This window comes from Caballeronia sp. GAWG1-1 (assembly GCF_023631465.1).
Lineage (GTDB): Bacteria > Pseudomonadota > Gammaproteobacteria > Burkholderiales > Burkholderiaceae > Caballeronia.
Map to the genome: position 1 here is coordinate 44,665 of NZ_JALQDB010000025.1, position 16,742 is coordinate 61,406.

Consider the following 16,742-nt stretch of genomic DNA (forward strand, 5'->3'; position numbering starts at 1 on the left):
GATCTGACATCTCACGTCAACGCTGCCGCAACCAGACGCGGCACAGCGATACGAGCTTATCGACATCGATGGGTTTGGATATGTAGTCGTCCGCACCCGCCTCGAGACATTTCTGGCGATCGCTCTGCATGGCCTTCGCCGTCAGCGCGATGATCGGCAGGCGCGCGTGCTCATGCTGCTTGCGAATCTCGGTCATGGCGGTGAGGCCGTCCATCTCGGGCATCATCACGTCCATCAGAACGAGGTCGATCTCGTTGGGACGCGCGAGCGCTTCGAGCGCCTCGCGGCCGTTGCGCGCGATCTCCAGCGTGGCGCCGAGCGGCTCGATCACGCGCGACAGCGCGAAGATGTTGCGCACGTCGTCTTCGGCGAGCAGGATCGTGCGGCCTTCGAACACGTCGTCGCGCTGACGCGCCGCGCGCAGCATGCGTTGCTGCTCGGGCGGCAACGCGCTTTCCACGCTATGCAAAAAGAGCGTCACTTCATCGAGCAGACGCTCCGGCGACTTCGCACCCTTGATGATGATCGATTTCGAATAACGGCGCAGGCGCTGCTCTTCCTCTTGCGAGAGCATGCGGCCCGTGTAGACGATCACTGGCGGCGAGCCGTGTCCGCTGCTCGTCGAAACGCGTTCGAGCAGTTCGTAGCCGGAACCGTCGGGCAGCGCCAGGTCCATCACGACGCAATCGAACGCGGCGCTTTTCATCTCGTCGAGTGCTTCGGCGATGGAGCCCGCTTCCACGATTCCCACGGTTTCGCTCGCGAGCAACGCATGAATGCTCTGACGTAAGGCCGGATCGTCCTCGACCACGAGCACGCGCCGCATGCCTTGCGACGAGCGCGCTTCGAGCTTGAGGATGGCCTGCGCGAGATCGTCGCGTGCGCTCGGTTTGAGCGTGTAGCCGATTGCGCCGAGATGCAGCGCGACATCGGCGTGATCCGTCGCGGAGACGATGTGGATCGGGATATGACGCGTGAGCGGATCGTGTTTCAGCCATTCGAGCACGGTGAGGCCCGACTGGTCCGGCAAGCCGATGTCGAGCAGGATGCCGTTGGGTTGCAGCGAACGCGCCAGTTCCACGCCTTGCGTGGCGCTTGCCGCATGCACGCAATCGAAATCGAGTTCGTGCGCGAGATCGTAGAGGATATGCGCGAAAGGCTGATCGTCCTCGATGACGAGAATCACGCGCCCCGGCCGCTTGCGGTCCGCGCGGTCGTCGGCGATACCTTTTGGCTCGGGCATCGACGCCTGCGGAGGTTGCGGCGCCGGGCGTTCTTGCGGAGCCGGCGAAGGTGCGACCGGCACCAAGGCAGGATCGCGCACGGCGGCGGGCTCGGGCTCGCGCATATGTCCGATGGTGTCGAGCTTCGCGGTGACGGTGCCTTCGCGCGTGGCGATCGGCAGCGTCACCGAGAACACGCTGCCTTTGCCGACTTCGCTCGATACACCGACCGAGCCGCCGAGCAAACGCGAGAATTCGCGCGAGATCGAAAGGCCGAGTCCGCTGCCGCCGTATCGACGGCTCGTGGTTCCGTCCGCCTGCTGGAACGCCTGGAAGATCAGGTCTTGCTTGTCGCGCGCAATGCCAATGCCCGTGTCGCGAACCTCGAACCGTAGCGCCTGTTCGTTCGCGCGCTCCACCGCGATGGTCACGCTGCCGCGCTCGGTGAACTTGAACGCGTTGGACAGCAGATTGCGCAGCACCTGCAAGAGCCGCTGGTTGTCGGTGACGAAATACTCCGGCACGTTCTCGCCATGCACGGTGAAGAACTCGAGCCCCTTGCTGGCCGCGACCGGCGCGAAGGATTGCTTGAGCGCTTGCAGAATCGAATCGACGGAAGCGGGCGCGAACTGCACATCCATCTGGCCCGCCTCGACTTTCGAGAGATCGAGAATGTCGTTGATGAGCGAAAGCAGATCGCTGTTCGACGAGTGGATGGTCGCCGCGTAGCGCACCTGCTCGTCGGAGAGATTGCCTTGCTTGTTGTCCTGCAGGAGCTTGGCGAGGATCAGCGAACTATTGAGCGGCGTGCGCAATTCATGCGACATGTTCGCCAGGAACTCCGACTTGTACTGGCTCGCGCGCTCCATCTGCAACGCGTTCGCGGTCAGTTCCTGCTGCGCCTGAAGCAGTTCGGCCTTCTGCCGTTCTAGATTCTGCGAATGCTCTTCGAGCTGCACATTGGTCTGTTCGAGTTCGGCCTGCTGCTGTTCTAGCCGCGCCTGCGAGTCCTGCAGGGCGCGGCCGCGTTCTTCGAGTTCTTCGTTCGAGACGCGCAGTTCTTCCTGCTGCACCTGCAATTCCTCGCTCTGCCGCTGTGTCTCTTCGAGCAGTTCGACGAGCCTCACGCGATACCGCGCCGAGCGCAACGCCATGCCCATCGCTTCCGATGCCATTTCGAGCAGCTCGCGGCTGTCGTTGAAGCGTCCTTCGTCGCCGACAAAGCCGAGCTCGACGACGCCCATCACTTCGCCATCGGCCATGACGGGCGCGACTACTACGCTCGACGCCGCAACCGTGCCCAGCGCGGAGCCGGCTTTCAGATAGTGCGCGGACGCATCGCGCATTTGCAGGATACGCTTGTCCTCGACCGCCTGACCCGCGAGCCCGACGCCGCGCGCAATGCGGCGCGGCGCGCTGTCTTCGTCGGGAAGCGCCCAGCCGGCGATGCGCGTGAGCGTATCGGCTTCGAACGTATAAACCACGCCGACTTTTGCGTTGACATACGGAACGAGCGAACGAAGCATGCTGACGCCGATCGAAGCCGGAGACTGTTCGCCGCGCAATTGCAGGCTCATCTGCATGATGCCCTGCTGCAGCCACGTGGTCCGTTGTACCGCGAGCCGCGATTTGATATACAGGTGCGCCACCGCCGACACCACGAGCAACACGAAAATGCCCATCGCGCGATTGAGTTGCAGGACTTCGTGGTTTGCGGTGGGTTCAGCGTTGGAGAAGACGTAGCCGCCGATCATCAGCACCGAAGACGCGCCCGCGACGATAATCGGCGCAGGCGGCTTGTCGAGCCACATGCAAAGCACGACCGGCAGCACGTAAAACACCCAGATCGCGAGACGCGTGGGCGTGAGCAAGTCGATGGCGAACACGACGGCAAGCGCGATCGCAATGGCAAGGTAAATCCACGAGGCGTGGCTTCGAGTGTCTTGGGGCATCGTTGACCAGGATGTTCATGTTTTGCAAAAGCGCCTACAAAGCAGGCAGGTCCGGACCATAGCACGACCCGCAAGCCCTTGTCATATCTGGCTTTGCGGGTTCTTGACGCATCCATTGTCGCGCGGCACTTGTTACGAAAAAACGGCCGCGCAAATGTAAGGGCGAGGTAAGAATGACTGAATTTTCCGGCTCACGCGTGCTTGTCACGGGAGCCTCGGGTTTCGTGGGCTCGGCGGTTGCGCGGCTCGCGATCGAGCGCGGTTTCAAGGTGCGCGTGCTGCTCCGCGCCACGAGTCCGCGCAAGAACGTCGAAGCGCTCGATGCCGAGATCGTCGTCGGAGACATGCGCGACGAAGCCTCGATGCGCGCCGCGCTGAAGGGCGTGCGCTATCTGTTCCATGTGGCCGCCGACTACCGGATCTGGGCGCCGGACCCGGGCGAAATCGAGCGCGCGAACCTGCAGGGCACCGAGGCGACCATGCGCGCGGCGCTGGCCGAAGGCGTGGAGCGCATCGTCTACACGAGCAGCGTGGCGACGCTCAAGGTCACGAGTTCGGGCGCAATCTCGGATGAGACGAAGCCGTCGGACACGGCGAGCACCATTGGCGCGTACAAGCGCAGCAAGGTGATGGCGGAGCGCGCCGTCGAGCGCATGGTCGCGAACGACGCGTTACCGGCGGTGATCGTGAATCCTTCGACGCCCATCGGTCCGCGCGATGTGCGGCCGACGCCTACCGGGCGCATCATCGTCGAAGCGGCGACAGGGAAGATTCCCGCTTTCGTCGACACAGGCCTGAATCTCGTCCATGTCGATGATGTCGCCAACGGCCACTTTCTTGCGCTCGAACGCGGCAACATCGGTGAACGTTATATTTTGGGGGGCGAGAATCTGCCATTGCAGCAGATGCTCGCGGACATCGCCGGATTCGTCGGGAGGAAGCCACCGACCATCAAGCTGCCGCGCGGGCCGCTTTATCCGCTCGCCGTGGGCGCGGAGATGTTCGCCAAATTCAGCGGCAAGGAGCCGTTCGTGACGGTGGACGCACTGCGCATGTCGAAGAACAAGATGTACTTCACGTCGGCAAAGGCGGAGCGGGAACTAGGCTACAGCGCGCGGCCGTATCGCGAAGGACTCAAGGACGCGCTCGACTGGTTCCGTGCGAACGGCTATCTGGGCAGTTGACAGTGCAACGTTCCGCATTGCGAGATTGGCTCAACTCTTCTATAAGACCCAAAAATCTCCAAGTTATTGATTTGAAATGAAAATGCTTCGATTTACGCCCGCGCGGCGACCAGCTTTCACACGCGCGCCCCTCAAAATCATGCAAAATAGCGGATTCACGGCCGGAAGGGTGAATGCAGCCGGCGCTTTTTTCCAACCTGTTCTGCGAAGTCGAGACAAGCGATGAGTAATCAGCAACCCACTATCATCTACACCCTGACCGACGAAGCTCCGCTGCTCGCAACCAGCGCCTTTCTGCCGATCGTCCGCACTTTCATCGCGCCGGCCGGCGTCAATGTCGAAACGAGCGACATCTCGGTCGCCGCGCGTATCCTCGGCGAGTTTCCCGAGTTCCTGAGCGAAGAACAGCGCGTGCCGGACAACCTCGCCGAACTCGGCAAGCTCACGCAGTTCGAAGACACCAACATCATCAAGCTGCCTAACATCAGCGCGTCGCTGCATCAGCTGATCAGCGCGATCAAGGAATTGCAGTCGAAGGGCTACAAGCTGCCCGACTATCCCGAAGAGCCGAAGAACGACGAAGAGAAGGCCATTCGTCAGCGCTACTCCAAGTGCCTCGGCTCGGCCGTGAATCCGGTGCTGCGCGAAGGCAACTCGGACCGCCGCGCGCCGCTCGCGGTCAAGAACTTCGCGAAGAAGCATCCGCACAGCATGGGCGAATGGAGCATGGCGTCGCGTACGCACGTCGCGCACATGAAGCATGGCGACTTCTATCACGGCGAAAAGTCCATCACCAACGACCAGGCTCGTGAAGTGCGCATGGAACTCGTCACGAAGCGCGGCGAAACCATCGTGTTGAAGCCGAAGGTCAAGCTGCAGGAAGGCGAGATCGTCGACAGCATGTTCATGAGCAAGAACGCGCTCGTCGCGTTCTACGAAGACCAGATGGAAGACGCGCACAAGACGGGCGTCATGCTTTCGCTGCACGTGAAGGCGACCATGATGAAGGTCTCGCACCCCATCGTGTTCGGTCATGCGGTCAAGGTGTTCTATAAAGATGCGTTCGCCAAGCACGCGAAGCTCTTCGAGGAACTCGGCGTCAACGTGAACAACGGCTTGGTCGATCTCTACTCGAAAATCGACACGCTGCCGGAATCGCAGCGCGATGAAGTCATCCGTGACCTGCACGCCTGTCATGAACATCGCCCGGCGCTCGCCATGGTCGATTCCGCTAAAGGCATCTCGAACCTGCACGCACCGAACGACGTGATCGTCGACGCGTCCATGCCCGCCATGATCCGCGCGGGCGGCAAGATGTGGGGCGCCGACGGCCGTCCGCAAGACACCAAGTGTCTGATCCCGGAAAGCACGTTCGCGCGCATCTATCAGGAAATCATCAACTTCTGCAAGACCAATGGCGCGTTCGATCCGCGCACCATGGGCACGGTGCCGAACGTCGGCCTGATGGCGCAGAAGGCCGAAGAATACGGCTCGCACGACAAGACTTTCGAGATCAGCGAAGCCGGCACGGCGCGTATCGTCGATAACGCGACCAACGAAGTGCTCGATTCGCTCACGCAGGAAGTCGAGCAAGGCGACATCTGGCGCATGTGTCTCGTGAAAGACGCGCCCATCCGCGACTGGGTCAAGCTCGCCGTCACGCGCGTGAAGAACTCGGGCACGCCGGCCGTGTTTTGGCTCGACCCGTACCGTCCGCACGAAAACGAGCTCATCAAGAAGGTCGAGACGTATCTCAAGGACCATGACACCACGGGCCTCGACATCCAGATCATGTCGCAGGTGCGCGCCATGCGTTACACGCTCGAACGCGTGATCCGCGGCATGGACACGATCTCGGTGACGGGCAACATCCTGCGCGACTACCTGACCGACCTGTTCCCGATCATGGAACTCGGCACCAGCGCGAAGATGCTCTCCATCGTTCCGCTGATGGCGGGCGGCGGCCTGTACGAAACCGGCGCGGGCGGCTCGGCGCCGAAGCATGTCAAGCAACTGGTCGAAGAAAACCATTTGCGCTGGGACTCGCTCGGCGAGTTTCTGGCGCTGGCGGTATCGCTGGAAGAACTCGGCATCAAGAACGACAACGCGCGCGCGAAACTCGTCGCGAAGGCGCTGGATGCCGCCACCGGCAAGCTGCTCGACAACAACAAGAGCCCGTCGCCGAAGACCGGTCAGCTTGACAATCGCGGCAGCCAGTTCTATCTGGCCATGTACTGGGCGCAGGAACTCGCGAACCAGTCGGAAGACCGCGCACTCGCCGAACTGTTCGCGCCGCTCGCGAAGCAACTAGGCGACAACGAGCAGAAGATCATCGACGAACTCAACGCCGTGCAGGGCAATGCGGCGGATATCGGCGGGTACTATCAGCCGGACCCGGCCAAGCTCGAAACGGTGATGCGTCCGAGCAAGACGCTCAACGCAGCACTGACCGAAGCACAGGCACGCGCGAAGTAAAGTAGTCGGCGCCGTCTCGAAAGGCGTCTTCCGGAGCAATCCGGAAGACGCCTTTTTCTTTGCGGCGGGGAACGGCGAAGCGCTTCATCGGCAGCCGTTTCCAAGCATTTCGTTACAACGTGTGCCCGGTGGCTCCTGACGGAGAAGGTAAAATCACGGTCTCGCTGCCAGCATCGAAAGACACAGATACCTTCGCATGAATCTACATGACCAGCTCGGCGCGCTGGAGTCGAGCCTCGACACGCTCCTCCAGTCCGCTACTTCTCCAGACGACCAACCCGCTCCGCTGCCCATGCGCGTGACGAGCGCCGAGCCCGTCGCGCCCGCTGCGGAACCCGCGCCGCTCGGCGCCGAAGCCGAGCGCGAACAAGCCGCAAGACCTGCGGAAAAGCCTACGCTGACCGTCTCGCGCCCCGACCGCGATGCAATCGAAATGACGATCGCCGGCCAATCGGTGCTGCTGAGTCCCGAAGGCGTGTCGGAGCTGATCGAGGAATTGGCGAACGTGCGTGCATCGATGACGCCGGATCAGCCTGTCGGCATCGCGCCCGGCTGGCGTTTCGCGGCAACGAAAAACCCGCTGATGGCCGTGCAGAAGCACGCAAACGGGGATCGACTGCTCATCATGCGTCACGGCGGACACGGCTGGGTGCCGTTCACGTTTTCGCCGCACGCCGTCGTCGAGATGTATGCCCTTCTGACGAAGAAGTAACGCGCGTTCAAGTCGGTCAGGAGCCTTCCTGCGTCGGCGCCTGCACGCGCGCCTTCCACTGACCGCCCTTGCCGCTCCAGTAACGCACGGCCGAGCCGATCGTCGCGCTCACGTAGAACAGCGCCACCAGCGGCAGGAACGGCGCCCACAGCAGCGAACGCCGGTAGTAGCGCAGCATCGGCCCATACGCAATGCACATGAGCGCCCACGCCGCGCAGGCGGGCCAGGCACGCGCGCCCATCGTGAGCGCCAACAACGGCGGCGCGAGATAGATCACCACCATGCCCAGCACCGTACCCGCGAGCAGAAGCGGCGAGTAGCGCAACTGCGTGAACGCGGTGCGCGCGATCATGTTCCAGATTTCGCGCCAGTGATCGTACGGACGCAGCGACTCGCTCGATTCGGCCAGATCGAGCCGAATGGGCCGCGCGCCGTTGCGCCCCGCGCGATGCTTGATGCGCGCGGCAAGACTGCAATCGTCGATGAGTTCCTGCCGGATCGACTCGATACCGCCCGCCTCCACCAGCGCCGAACGGCGCACCAGCATGCAGCCGCCGGCCGCACCCGAGGTCGTTTTCCGCACGTCGTTGACCCACGCGAACGGATACAACTTCGCGAAGAAGAACACGAACGCTGGAATCAGCGCCTTCTCCCACGGCGAGTCGCAGCGCAGCCGCACCATCAGCGAGACGAGATCGCGGTCTTCTAAAATCGTGCGCGCGACGAGTTGCGTGGCGGCATCGGCCGGATGGTAGATGTCGGCATCGGTAAGCAGAAGGAATTCGGCGGGCAGGCCGAGCGAATCGATAGCACCGATGCCCTGCGACTGCGCCCATACCTTGCCCGACCAGCCAGGCGGCAACGGTTGCGCGGTGAGCACGGTCAGACGGTCATCGAGCCCGAGATCGCGGGCGGCGGCGAGTGCGGCGGCGGCGGTGCCGTCGGTGCTGTGATCGTCCACGACGATCACGTGGAACGCGCCCGCGTAGTCTTGCCTGAGTAGCGAGCCGACCGCGCGGCCGATCACGTCGGCCTCGTTACGCGCGGGCACCACGGCCACGAGCGCCGGCCACGCGCCGCGCCGGGCGATTTCGGCTTTTCCGACCGCGTGCACGGTCGTCGCGGAAAGCGCGGGTGCGGGCTGGGCACGCCAGAAGCCGCCACGGGCGAACAGCAACACGATCCAGATCAGAAATGACAGCCAGGCGATCAGTAACATGAGATGAAAGTCGAAGGCGGCAGCTCGGACGACCGAGTGCGCTTGCGTTGAATCAGGTCGGATCAGGGATTGCAGCGGGCCGGGGCGTTGCGCCAAAAATACACGAAGGAATAACGCGCGAGGCACGCAAACAAGGCGCAAACGACGCAATCGCACCGTGGCGAGCGAGCGCCCCGCCCGGAGCACCCGACAGTTTAATGGGATATGCCGGTCGCCGTATTGCCGCGTGCCGCAAGGCTCAGCCGGAACGTATGCGACAAGCGCCCATAAAGGGAACGAGTTAGAATACGCGGTCATCTTCGGCATGCAGACCGAACCCGGCACGTCGTTTTTTCCGGTCTGCATTCCGGGCTTGCCAAGCCGCCCGTTTGCGGCATGGCCGGCACGATAATGTGGTCCCATGGAACGCGCGAGCATCGCGCCGCCTGATCCGAAACCCGCGCCAGTCGGAGTTCGTTCGAATATGCGTATCATCCTTGCTCAACCCCGCGGCTTTTGTGCGGGCGTGGTTCGCGCGATCGAAATCGTCGATCGGGCGCTGGAACGGCATGGCGCACCGGTGTATGTGCGTCACGAGATCGTTCACAACCGTCATGTCGTAGACAATCTGCGCGGCAAGGGCGCACGTTTCGTCGAGGAGCTCGACGAGGTGCCGCACGGCGCGGTCGCCATTTTCAGCGCGCACGGCGTCGCGAAGAAGGTGGAGAAAGACGCGCTGTCACGCGGGCTCGACGTGCTGGACGCCACTTGCCCGCTCGTCACCAAAGTTCACGTGCAGGGCCGGCAGTATGTCTCGCAAGGCCGTACACTCATTCTGATCGGCCACGCGGGGCATCCGGAAGTGGAAGGCACCATCGGGCAGATTCCGGGCGAGGTCGTGCTGGTGCAAAGCGAGGCGGAAGTGGACACGCTCGCTTTGCCCGTCGATGCCCCGGTCGCCTATGTCACGCAGACCACGCTTTCGGTGGATGACACACGCGGCATCATCGACGCCTTGCAGCGCCGTTTCACCGATATCGTGGGTCCGGACACGCGCGACATTTGTTATGCCACGCAGAATCGCCAAGCCGCCGTGCGCGAGTTGAGCACTCAGGTCGATGTCTTGCTCGTAGTAGGCGCCACGAACAGTTCCAATTCGAACCGGCTGCGCGAGATCGGCGCGGAAACCGGCGTGCCGAGTTATCTCGTCGCCGATGGTTCGGAAGTCAAGGCCGAATGGTTTGCAAAGGCGCAGACTGTCGGCATCACCGCGGGTGCTTCGGCGCCCGAGGAAATGGTCAAACATGTGATCGATGCCCTGCGCGCGTTCGGCCACGTCGAAGTCACGACGATGGAAGGCCGCGAGGAAAAGGTCGAATTCAAACTCCCCGCGAAGCTGTTGCAACCGCTCGCCGCCCTGGCGACCACGGCAGCGACGGCCACCCGCGAAGAATAAGGAGAGCAAGCAATTGTCTATTCCGCTGCTTCAGAAAGTCCGCGTTGGCGCCTATATCTTTCGCCAGCATTTTTCGCGCAACAAGCGCTACCCGCTTGCACTGATGCTCGAACCGCTGTTCCGCTGCAATCTGGCGTGTAACGGCTGCGGCAAGATCGACTATCCGGATCCCATTCTCAACCAGCGTCTGTCGCTGGAAGAGTGCCTGGGCGCGGTCGACGAGTGCAACGCGCCGGTCGTTTCCATCGCGGGCGGCGAGCCGCTCTTGCACAAGGAGATGCCGCAGGTCGTGAAGGGCATCATCGCGCGCAAGAAGTTCGTGTATCTCTGTACGAACGCGCTGTTGATGGAAAAGAAGATGGACGATTACGAGCCGAGCCCGTACTTCGTCTGGTCCGTTCACCTCGATGGCGACCAGCAGGCGCACGATCACTCGGTATCGCAAGACGGCGTCTACGACAAGGCCGTGAAGGCGATCAAGGAAGCGAAGCGGCGCGGTTTCCGCGTGAACATCAATTGCACGCTGTTCAACGACGCCGATCCCGATCGCGTCGCCAAGTTCTTCGATACGCTCGGTCCGATGGGCGTGGACGGCATCACGGTGTCGCCCGGCTATGCTTATGAACGCGCGCCGGATCAGCAGCACTTCCTGAACCGCGACAAGACCAAGACGTTGTTCCGCGAGATTTTCAAGCGCGGCAACAACGGCAAGAATTGGTCGTTCAGCCAGTCGGCCATGTTCCTGGACTTTCTCGCGGGCAACCAGACGTATCAGTGCACGCCGTGGGGCAACCCGGCACGCACGGTGTTTGGCTGGCAGCGTCCGTGTTATCTGCTCGGTGAAGGTTACGCGAAGACCTTCAAGGAACTGATGGAAACCACCGAGTGGGAAAAGTACGGCACGGGCAACTACGAGAAGTGTGCTGACTGCATGGTGCATAGCGGCTTCGAAGCCACCGCCGTGATGGATACCGTGGCGCATCCGCTGAAGGCGCTCGGTGTGTCGATGCGCGGCCCGCGTACGGAAGGCGCGTACGCGAAGGATCTGCCGATCGACAAGCAGCGTCCGGCCGAGTACGTCTTCTCGAAGCACGTCGAGATCAAGCTAGAAGAGATCGGGCGGATGTCGAAGGGCAAGGGATCAAAGGCAGCCGCTGCGGCGCATTAGTGGCCGAGGGTGATTGATGGAAGGGCGGATGACTCTGGTTGTCCGCCCTTTTTGTTTTCGGGTTACCAAATGGTCTTGACGTGTTGATAGTCGCGAATTCTCCGGTCCTTCGTGACCAGAGGTGCAGAAAGCGAACGCGCCGTCGCCACGATCATGCGGTCTGCCGGATCTTTGTGGAACTCGCCCGGCAAATCGGCGGATTTGACTGCGATGTTTCGGTCCACGGGGACGAAGCGCACGCCTTCTATTCGACTCACTTTGTCGAGCCAGTCGCCAACGTCCGCGGAGAGGACAACCCGACCTCGCTTCACCAACATCGCGATTTCCCATGCGGTCATGGTCGAGATCACAATCTCCCCGCCTTCCTCCAATTCTTGCTCGATCGCTGCCCGAGCTAGCTTGCCGAGCGCCGCTCCGCTCACCCACCACAGCAACGTGTGCGTGTCCAGCACGATCATTCCAGCGCCTCCCAGTCGTCCTCGCCGACGGGCTCCATGGGGTCGTCATAACGCAACACGCTTCCGCGCAATTCCTCCAGCGGCGTGAGGGATGAGTTGTCGTAGCGCCGCACTTCGAGCACGGGCTTGCCATGGTCCGTCACGATCATATGTTCTCCTGTCGATTCCACGAGACGAAAGTACTCCAATGCTTTCGCCTTGAACTCGGATTTCGAAACTCGCTTGACAGCCATGATAATGCCCCTGGTCACGTAACGATAGTCATTTTAGACTCGGCCAAATGGTATAGGAAAACAGGACAGGCGCGTCATAAACAAAAAAACGCGACGGCTCATCACCGTCGCGTTTCTTATTACATGAGTCTGGCTGGTGCAGGTGGCGTCGCGGGCGCTATTGCGCCTCGATGTCACCCCGCCGAGCGCGAATTGTGCTCCGACAGATACTTGATCAGCCCATCGACACCGTCTTTCTGCAGTTGCCCCGCGAATTGTTGCTGATAGACCTGGATGAGCCACGCGCCCATCATGTCGATGTCGTAGATTTTCCAGCCTTGCGCCGTCTTACCCAATCTGTAACGCACCGGATTGTCGCCGCCAGTCGAAACGACGTGCGATTCGACCACGACGTCGCGCGCGTTCGCATCGGCCTTGGGCGACTCGAAGCTAAACTTGACGTCCTGATCGCGTAATTGCGACAACGAAGCCGCGTAGGTCCGCACAAGCAACGTCTGGAACTGATCGTAAAGCTGTTTCTGCTGCTCGGGCGTGGCGCTGGCCCATGCCTTGCCCACCGCTATGCGCGTCGTGCGCTGGAAGTCGGTGGCGGGCAAAAAGCGCGTTTGCACGAGTTGTGTGATCTTCGCCATGTCGCCGCCGCGCGCTTGCGGGTCGGCCTTCATCGCGTCGACGGTGCCTTCGACAGCAGCCTTGACGACGGCGTCGGGGCTAGTTTGCGCGAAAACCTCGCCGGACAGGCCGAGGGCAAGGAGAAATGCGAAGCAAATGGACAGATAGCGTTTCATGGCACCCGTTCTCTGAATGAGTTCTGAGGTTGGAATTGGTATGGGGACGGCGCAATACCCGGTAACGCCGATGCAGCCGGCACGCGTCGAGCCAGTATATCGACACGCGGGGGCATCGACAGTTCAAGACGCATGGCGCGTTCGTGCCCGGCATCGACCGGTATACTTGCGCGGCATCGCCGGACGCCGGCGCGCATCATCTCGCCGGCAGCACGCGGCCCGCAAAAATAACAGGACACACCAGGTAGCGTCTTCATGCTGACGTCCAACATTACTCGCTTCGTCACCATCGCCATACGCCGTCCGGCGTGGATTATCGCCATTTCGCTGCTGCTCGGCGTGCTGAGCACGATTTATGTCGTCCATCACTTCAAGATCAGCACCGATGTCAGCCAACTCATCGAGAACGAGCCGGAGTGGGCCGCGCGCAGCAAGGCAATCGACGCCGCGTTTCCGCAACGCGGCGCCACGCTACTGATCGTCGTCGAAGCCGCGGCCCCCGAATTCGCCGATGCCGCCGCGAACGAACTCGCCGCCGCGCTCAAGCAGGAGCCGGCGCGCTTCAAGTCGGTGTCGCAACCTTCAGGCGGCGATTTCTTCGAGCACAACGGCCTTTTGTACTTACCCGCCGCCAAGGTCGATGAAGTCACGAAGCAGCTCGTGCAGGCGCGTCCGCTCATCAACACGCTCGCGCACGACCCGACACTCACCGGCCTCGCGCAGACGCTGAATACCACGCTCAATGTGCCGCTGCTGACAGGCCAGATCAATCTCGGCCAGATGGCCAGCTTGCTCGGCAAGAGCGCGACCGTGCTCGACGGCGTGCTGGCCAATCAGCCGGTTGCCTTCTCTTGGCGCGACGTGGCGGATTCCGCAAAGAGCACCGGACCGGCGCGCGCGTTCGTCACCGTGTTGCCGGAACTCGATTTCAACGCGCTCAAGGCGGCGGCGGGCTCATCGGACGAAATTCGCGCCGTGGCGGCCAGGCTGAACCTCGACAAGAAGTACGGCGCGACGCTGCATCTGACCGGCGCGCAACCCCTCGCCGACGAAGAATTTGCCTCCGTGGCCGATGGCGCCGAGCTCAACGGCATCCTCACGTTCCTGGTCGTACTGGTCATTCTGTGGGTTGCGTTGCGCTCCAAGCGCATGATTCTTGCGGTGTTCATCACGCTCTTCGTCGGGCTCGCGATCACGGCCGCGCTCGGCCTCATGATGGTCCACGCGCTCAACATGATCTCGGTCGCGTTCATGGTGCTGTTCGTGGGTCTGGGCGTGGACTTCGGCATTCAGTTCGGCGTGAAATACCGCGAGGAACGGCACAAGCACAAGCGGCTCGACGTGGCGCTCGCCGAAACCGCGCGGCATGTGGCCGTGCCGCTGACGCTCGCCGCCACCGCGACTGCCGCAAGCTTCTTCTCCTTTCTGCCGACCGCGTATCGCGGCGTGTCGGAACTCGGGTTGATCGCGGGCGTCGGCATGTTCGTCGCGTATATCACCAACATGACCTTGCTGTCCGCGCTCATCAAGGTGTTTGCGCCGCCGGGCGAAGCAAGCGCGCCGGGCTTTCCGGTGCTCGCCCCCGTCGATGAATTTCTCGACCGGCATCGCAAGCCGGTGCTGATCGGCACGCTCGTCGTCGTGGTCGGCGCGTTGCCGCTCCTGTTCCATCTGCACTTCGACTTCAACCCGCTGCATCTGAAAGATCCGCATACGGAGTCGATGGCGACGCTCGCCTCGCTCAAGGATTCACCCGAGGGCGCGGTCAACGATGTCGCGGTGCTCGCGCCTTCGCTAGCGGAAGCGGATCGCATCGCGGCGAAGCTCCAGAAGCTGCCGGAAGTGGATCGCGCGACCACGTTGTCGTCGCTGATTCCGGCCGATCAGCCGGCAAAGCTCGCGCTCATCAAGGCTGCCGCCGATCAGTTGCTGCCGGCGCTGAACCAGCCGGTGGCATCGCCCGTGACGGATGAAGTGCGCGTCGCCACGCTCAAGCGTGTCGCGGGTGCGCTGTCGCTCGCGGCCGACGATCACCCCGGCGCGGGCGCGGCCGAAGCGCAGCATCTCTCCGCCACGCTCAAGAAGCTCGCCGCCGCCGATGCCGCCACGCGCGATCGCGCCGACCACGCGATGGCCGAGCCATTGCGCCTCGCGCTCGGCCAGTTGCGCGCGCTGTTGCAGCCGGTCGAGATCACGCGCGCCACCTTGCCGCCGCAAATGGTCGAGACGTGGGTTACGCCGAGTGGTCAGGCGCTCGTCGATGTCTCGCCGAAAGTGCCGCCGGGCGCCGATCCGAACGACGACACCCTGCTCGCCCGTTTCGCAGATGCCGTGCGCCACGCCGAGCCGAACGCCATAGGCGGCCCGATCTCCGTGCGCCATTCGGCCGAGACGATCATCAAGGCGTTCCAGCAGGCGGCAATCTACTCGCTGATCGCGATAACCGTGTTGTTGTGGATCGCCTTGCGCCGTTTGGGCGATGTTTTACGAACTTTGGTACCGTTGCTCGTCTCCGCGATCGTCACGCTGGAACTGTGCGTCGTCTTCAGGATGCCGCTCAACTTTGCGAACATCATCGCGTTGCCGCTCATGCTGGGCGTCGGCGTGGCGTTCAAGATCTATTTCGTGATGGCGTGGCGCTCCGGCCAGACGCGCTTGCTGCAATCGAGTCTCACGCATGCCGTGATGTTCAGCGCGGCAACGACCGCAACCGCGTTCGGCAGTCTGTGGTTTTCGCATCACCCCGGCACATCCAGCATGGGGCGGCTGCTCGCGCTGTCGCTTTTGTGCACGCTGATCGGCGCCGTGGTATTTCAGCCGGTATTGATGGGCAAGCCCCGCCGTGTACGCGCAGCCGATCGGGCGAAGCTGCGCGCGAGCCAGCGGCACGACAACCTAAGAGGAATCGAAGAATGAGAACGGCTTTAGCCGCTGGTGCGCATCGCAAGCTGGCCACGAGTGTGGTGATTGCGAGCGCGCTTTTGGTCGCGGGATGCGCGACCGGACCGGACCGCAATCCGCGCGATCCGCTCGAACCGATGAACCGCACGATCTTCAAATTCAACGACACGCTCGATACCTACGTCGCGAAGCCGGTCGCGCAGTTCTACGTGGACTACACGCCGAGCCCGTTCCGCACGGCTGTCAGCAACTTCTTTTCAAATATCGGCGACTTCAGCAACTTCGCCAACAACCTGCTGCAACTGAAGATCACGGACGCCACGCAGGATTTGATGCGGATCGCCATCAACTCGGTGTTCGGTCTTGGCGGTTTGATCGACATTGCATCGCCGGCCGGTTTGCCCAAGCATCATCAGGACTTCGGTTTGACACTCGGACACTACGGCGTGCCGTCCGGCCCGTATCTCGTGATTCCGCTGCTCGGCCCGAGCTCGTTCCGGGACTCGACGACGTGGCTCGTCGACTGGCGCGTGAACCCGATCAGCTACGCGGATAACGAAATCCGCTGGCCGCTGTACGGCATCAATTTCGTGAGCGCGCGGGCCGATCTGATCGGCGCGACGGATCTTCTCTCGCAGGCCGCGCTCGACAAATACGCCTTCGTGCGCGATGCCTACACGCAGCGTCGGCAGTACTTGCTAACGGGCGGCGGTACGGCGACGTTGCCCGATTATGGCGATGAAGGCGCATCCGCTCCCGATGCCGCGAGCGCGCCGGGCGTTCCTGGCGCGACGGGCGGCGGCAGCGCGGCGCAAGGTCTGCCGAATTACGCCGATCCGGGCGCGGCCGCCGCGCCAGCGGGCGGAATGGGCGGCAAGTCGCCAGCGCCGGCGGAAACCACGCCGTCGAGTTCGAGCAAGGATCAAGACGTGCCGCAGTACGAAGATCCGGGCGCAAAGTAAGCCTGTGTTGCCAAGGTTTTTCTGAGCTTCAA

Annotated in this window: 12 protein-coding genes; 7 read left to right on the forward strand and 5 right to left on the reverse strand. The window is 62.4% G+C overall.

Features of this window, described 5'->3' with window-relative positions; translation table 11 throughout:
* Positions 1-16: 16 nt before the first annotated feature.
* Positions 17-3,175 (reverse strand): response regulator, encoded by a 3,159-nt coding sequence (locus NCT03_RS14655; protein WP_250492945.1) that lies wholly within the window; start codon positions 3,173-3,175, stop codon positions 17-19.
* 173 nt (positions 3,176-3,348) lie between these two features.
* Between NCT03_RS14655 and hpnA the strand changes: the two genes are divergently transcribed.
* The 3 genes from hpnA to NCT03_RS14670 all read left to right on the forward strand — a co-directional run bounded on the left by hpnA (position 3,349) and on the right by NCT03_RS14670 (position 7,546).
* Positions 3,349-4,359 (forward strand): hopanoid-associated sugar epimerase, encoded by a 1,011-nt coding sequence (gene hpnA / locus NCT03_RS14660; RefSeq protein ID WP_250492946.1) that lies wholly within the window; start codon positions 3,349-3,351, stop codon positions 4,357-4,359.
* Positions 4,360-4,581: 222 nt separating this feature from the next.
* On the forward strand, positions 4,582-6,834 hold the full coding sequence (locus NCT03_RS14665; protein WP_250467572.1) for an NADP-dependent isocitrate dehydrogenase: 2,253 nt from the start codon (positions 4,582-4,584) through the stop codon (positions 6,832-6,834).
* Between the two features lie 196 nt (positions 6,835-7,030).
* Positions 7,031-7,546, forward strand: coding sequence for a hypothetical protein (locus NCT03_RS14670; protein ID WP_250492948.1), 516 nt, complete (start codon positions 7,031-7,033; stop codon positions 7,544-7,546).
* Between the two features lie 16 nt (positions 7,547-7,562).
* Here the strand turns inward: NCT03_RS14670 and NCT03_RS14675 are convergent, their stop codons facing one another.
* Complete coding sequence (locus NCT03_RS14675; RefSeq protein ID WP_250467574.1) at positions 7,563-8,765, reverse strand: glycosyltransferase; 1,203 nt, start codon at positions 8,763-8,765, stop codon at positions 7,563-7,565.
* Positions 8,766-9,228: 463 nt separating this feature from the next.
* On the opposite strand from NCT03_RS14675, the gene ispH reads away from it, so the two are divergent.
* A complete protein-coding gene (gene ispH, locus NCT03_RS14680; RefSeq protein ID WP_244828860.1) occupies positions 9,229-10,200 on the forward strand; it encodes a 4-hydroxy-3-methylbut-2-enyl diphosphate reductase in 972 nt (323 codons plus the stop codon).
* 13 nt (positions 10,201-10,213) lie between these two features.
* Positions 10,214-11,368 (forward strand): adenosyl-hopene transferase HpnH, encoded by a 1,155-nt coding sequence (hpnH, locus tag NCT03_RS14685; protein WP_250492950.1) that lies wholly within the window; start codon positions 10,214-10,216, stop codon positions 11,366-11,368.
* Positions 11,369-11,430: 62 nt separating this feature from the next.
* Here hpnH and NCT03_RS14690 read toward each other — a convergent pair whose 3' ends face one another.
* The 3 genes from NCT03_RS14690 to NCT03_RS14700 form a co-directional block, all read right to left on the reverse strand.
* Positions 11,431-11,826: a type II toxin-antitoxin system VapC family toxin gene (locus NCT03_RS14690; protein ID WP_250467576.1), complete on the reverse strand. Its 396-nt coding sequence runs from the start codon at positions 11,824-11,826 to the stop codon at positions 11,431-11,433.
* On the reverse strand, positions 11,823-12,062 hold the full coding sequence (locus tag NCT03_RS14695) for a type II toxin-antitoxin system Phd/YefM family antitoxin (protein WP_409014904.1): 240 nt from the start codon (positions 12,060-12,062) through the stop codon (positions 11,823-11,825). The genes NCT03_RS14690 and NCT03_RS14695 overlap by 4 nt, the downstream gene beginning before the upstream one ends.
* A gap of 170 nt (positions 12,063-12,232) precedes the next feature.
* Entirely contained in the window at positions 12,233-12,847 is a 615-nt protein-coding gene (locus NCT03_RS14700) for an MlaC/ttg2D family ABC transporter substrate-binding protein (RefSeq protein ID WP_250492951.1), read from the reverse strand.
* A 255-nt stretch (positions 12,848-13,102) separates the two neighbouring features.
* Here NCT03_RS14700 and hpnN point away from each other — a divergent pair, with 255 nt between their 5' ends.
* Together hpnN and NCT03_RS14710 are read left to right on the forward strand one after the other, a co-directional pair.
* Positions 13,103-15,763 carry a hopanoid transporter HpnN gene (gene hpnN / locus NCT03_RS14705; RefSeq protein ID WP_250492952.1) on the forward strand — a complete coding sequence of 887 codons (2,661 nt, stop codon included), beginning with the start codon at positions 13,103-13,105 and terminating at the stop codon, positions 15,761-15,763.
* Positions 15,760-16,710: an MlaA family lipoprotein gene (locus tag NCT03_RS14710; RefSeq protein WP_244828864.1), complete on the forward strand. Its 951-nt coding sequence runs from the start codon at positions 15,760-15,762 to the stop codon at positions 16,708-16,710. Before hpnN ends, NCT03_RS14710 begins: the two co-directional genes overlap by 4 nt.
* Positions 16,711-16,742 lie beyond the last annotated feature (32 nt).

What these genes read in the sequence shown, in the direction of transcription:
- NCT03_RS14655 (WP_250492945.1), bottom strand. Translation starts at nt 3,175, where the DNA reads ATGCCCCAAGACACTCGAAGCCACGCCTCGTGGATTTACCTTGCCATT.
- hpnA (WP_250492946.1), top strand. Translation starts at nt 3,349, where the DNA reads ATGACTGAATTTTCCGGCTCACGCGTGCTTGTCACGGGAGCCTCGGGT.
- NCT03_RS14665 (WP_250467572.1), top strand. Translation starts at nt 4,582, where the DNA reads ATGAGTAATCAGCAACCCACTATCATCTACACCCTGACCGACGAAGCT.
- NCT03_RS14670 (WP_250492948.1), top strand. Translation starts at nt 7,031, where the DNA reads ATGAATCTACATGACCAGCTCGGCGCGCTGGAGTCGAGCCTCGACACG.
- NCT03_RS14675 (WP_250467574.1), bottom strand. Translation starts at nt 8,765, where the DNA reads ATGTTACTGATCGCCTGGCTGTCATTTCTGATCTGGATCGTGTTGCTG.
- ispH (WP_244828860.1), top strand. Translation starts at nt 9,229, where the DNA reads ATGCGTATCATCCTTGCTCAACCCCGCGGCTTTTGTGCGGGCGTGGTT.
- NCT03_RS14690 (WP_250467576.1), bottom strand. Translation starts at nt 11,826, where the DNA reads ATGATCGTGCTGGACACGCACACGTTGCTGTGGTGGGTGAGCGGAGCG.
- NCT03_RS14700 (WP_250492951.1), bottom strand. Translation starts at nt 12,847, where the DNA reads ATGAAACGCTATCTGTCCATTTGCTTCGCATTTCTCCTTGCCCTCGGC.
- hpnN (WP_250492952.1), top strand. Translation starts at nt 13,103, where the DNA reads ATGCTGACGTCCAACATTACTCGCTTCGTCACCATCGCCATACGCCGT.
- NCT03_RS14710 (WP_244828864.1), top strand. Translation starts at nt 15,760, where the DNA reads ATGAGAACGGCTTTAGCCGCTGGTGCGCATCGCAAGCTGGCCACGAGT.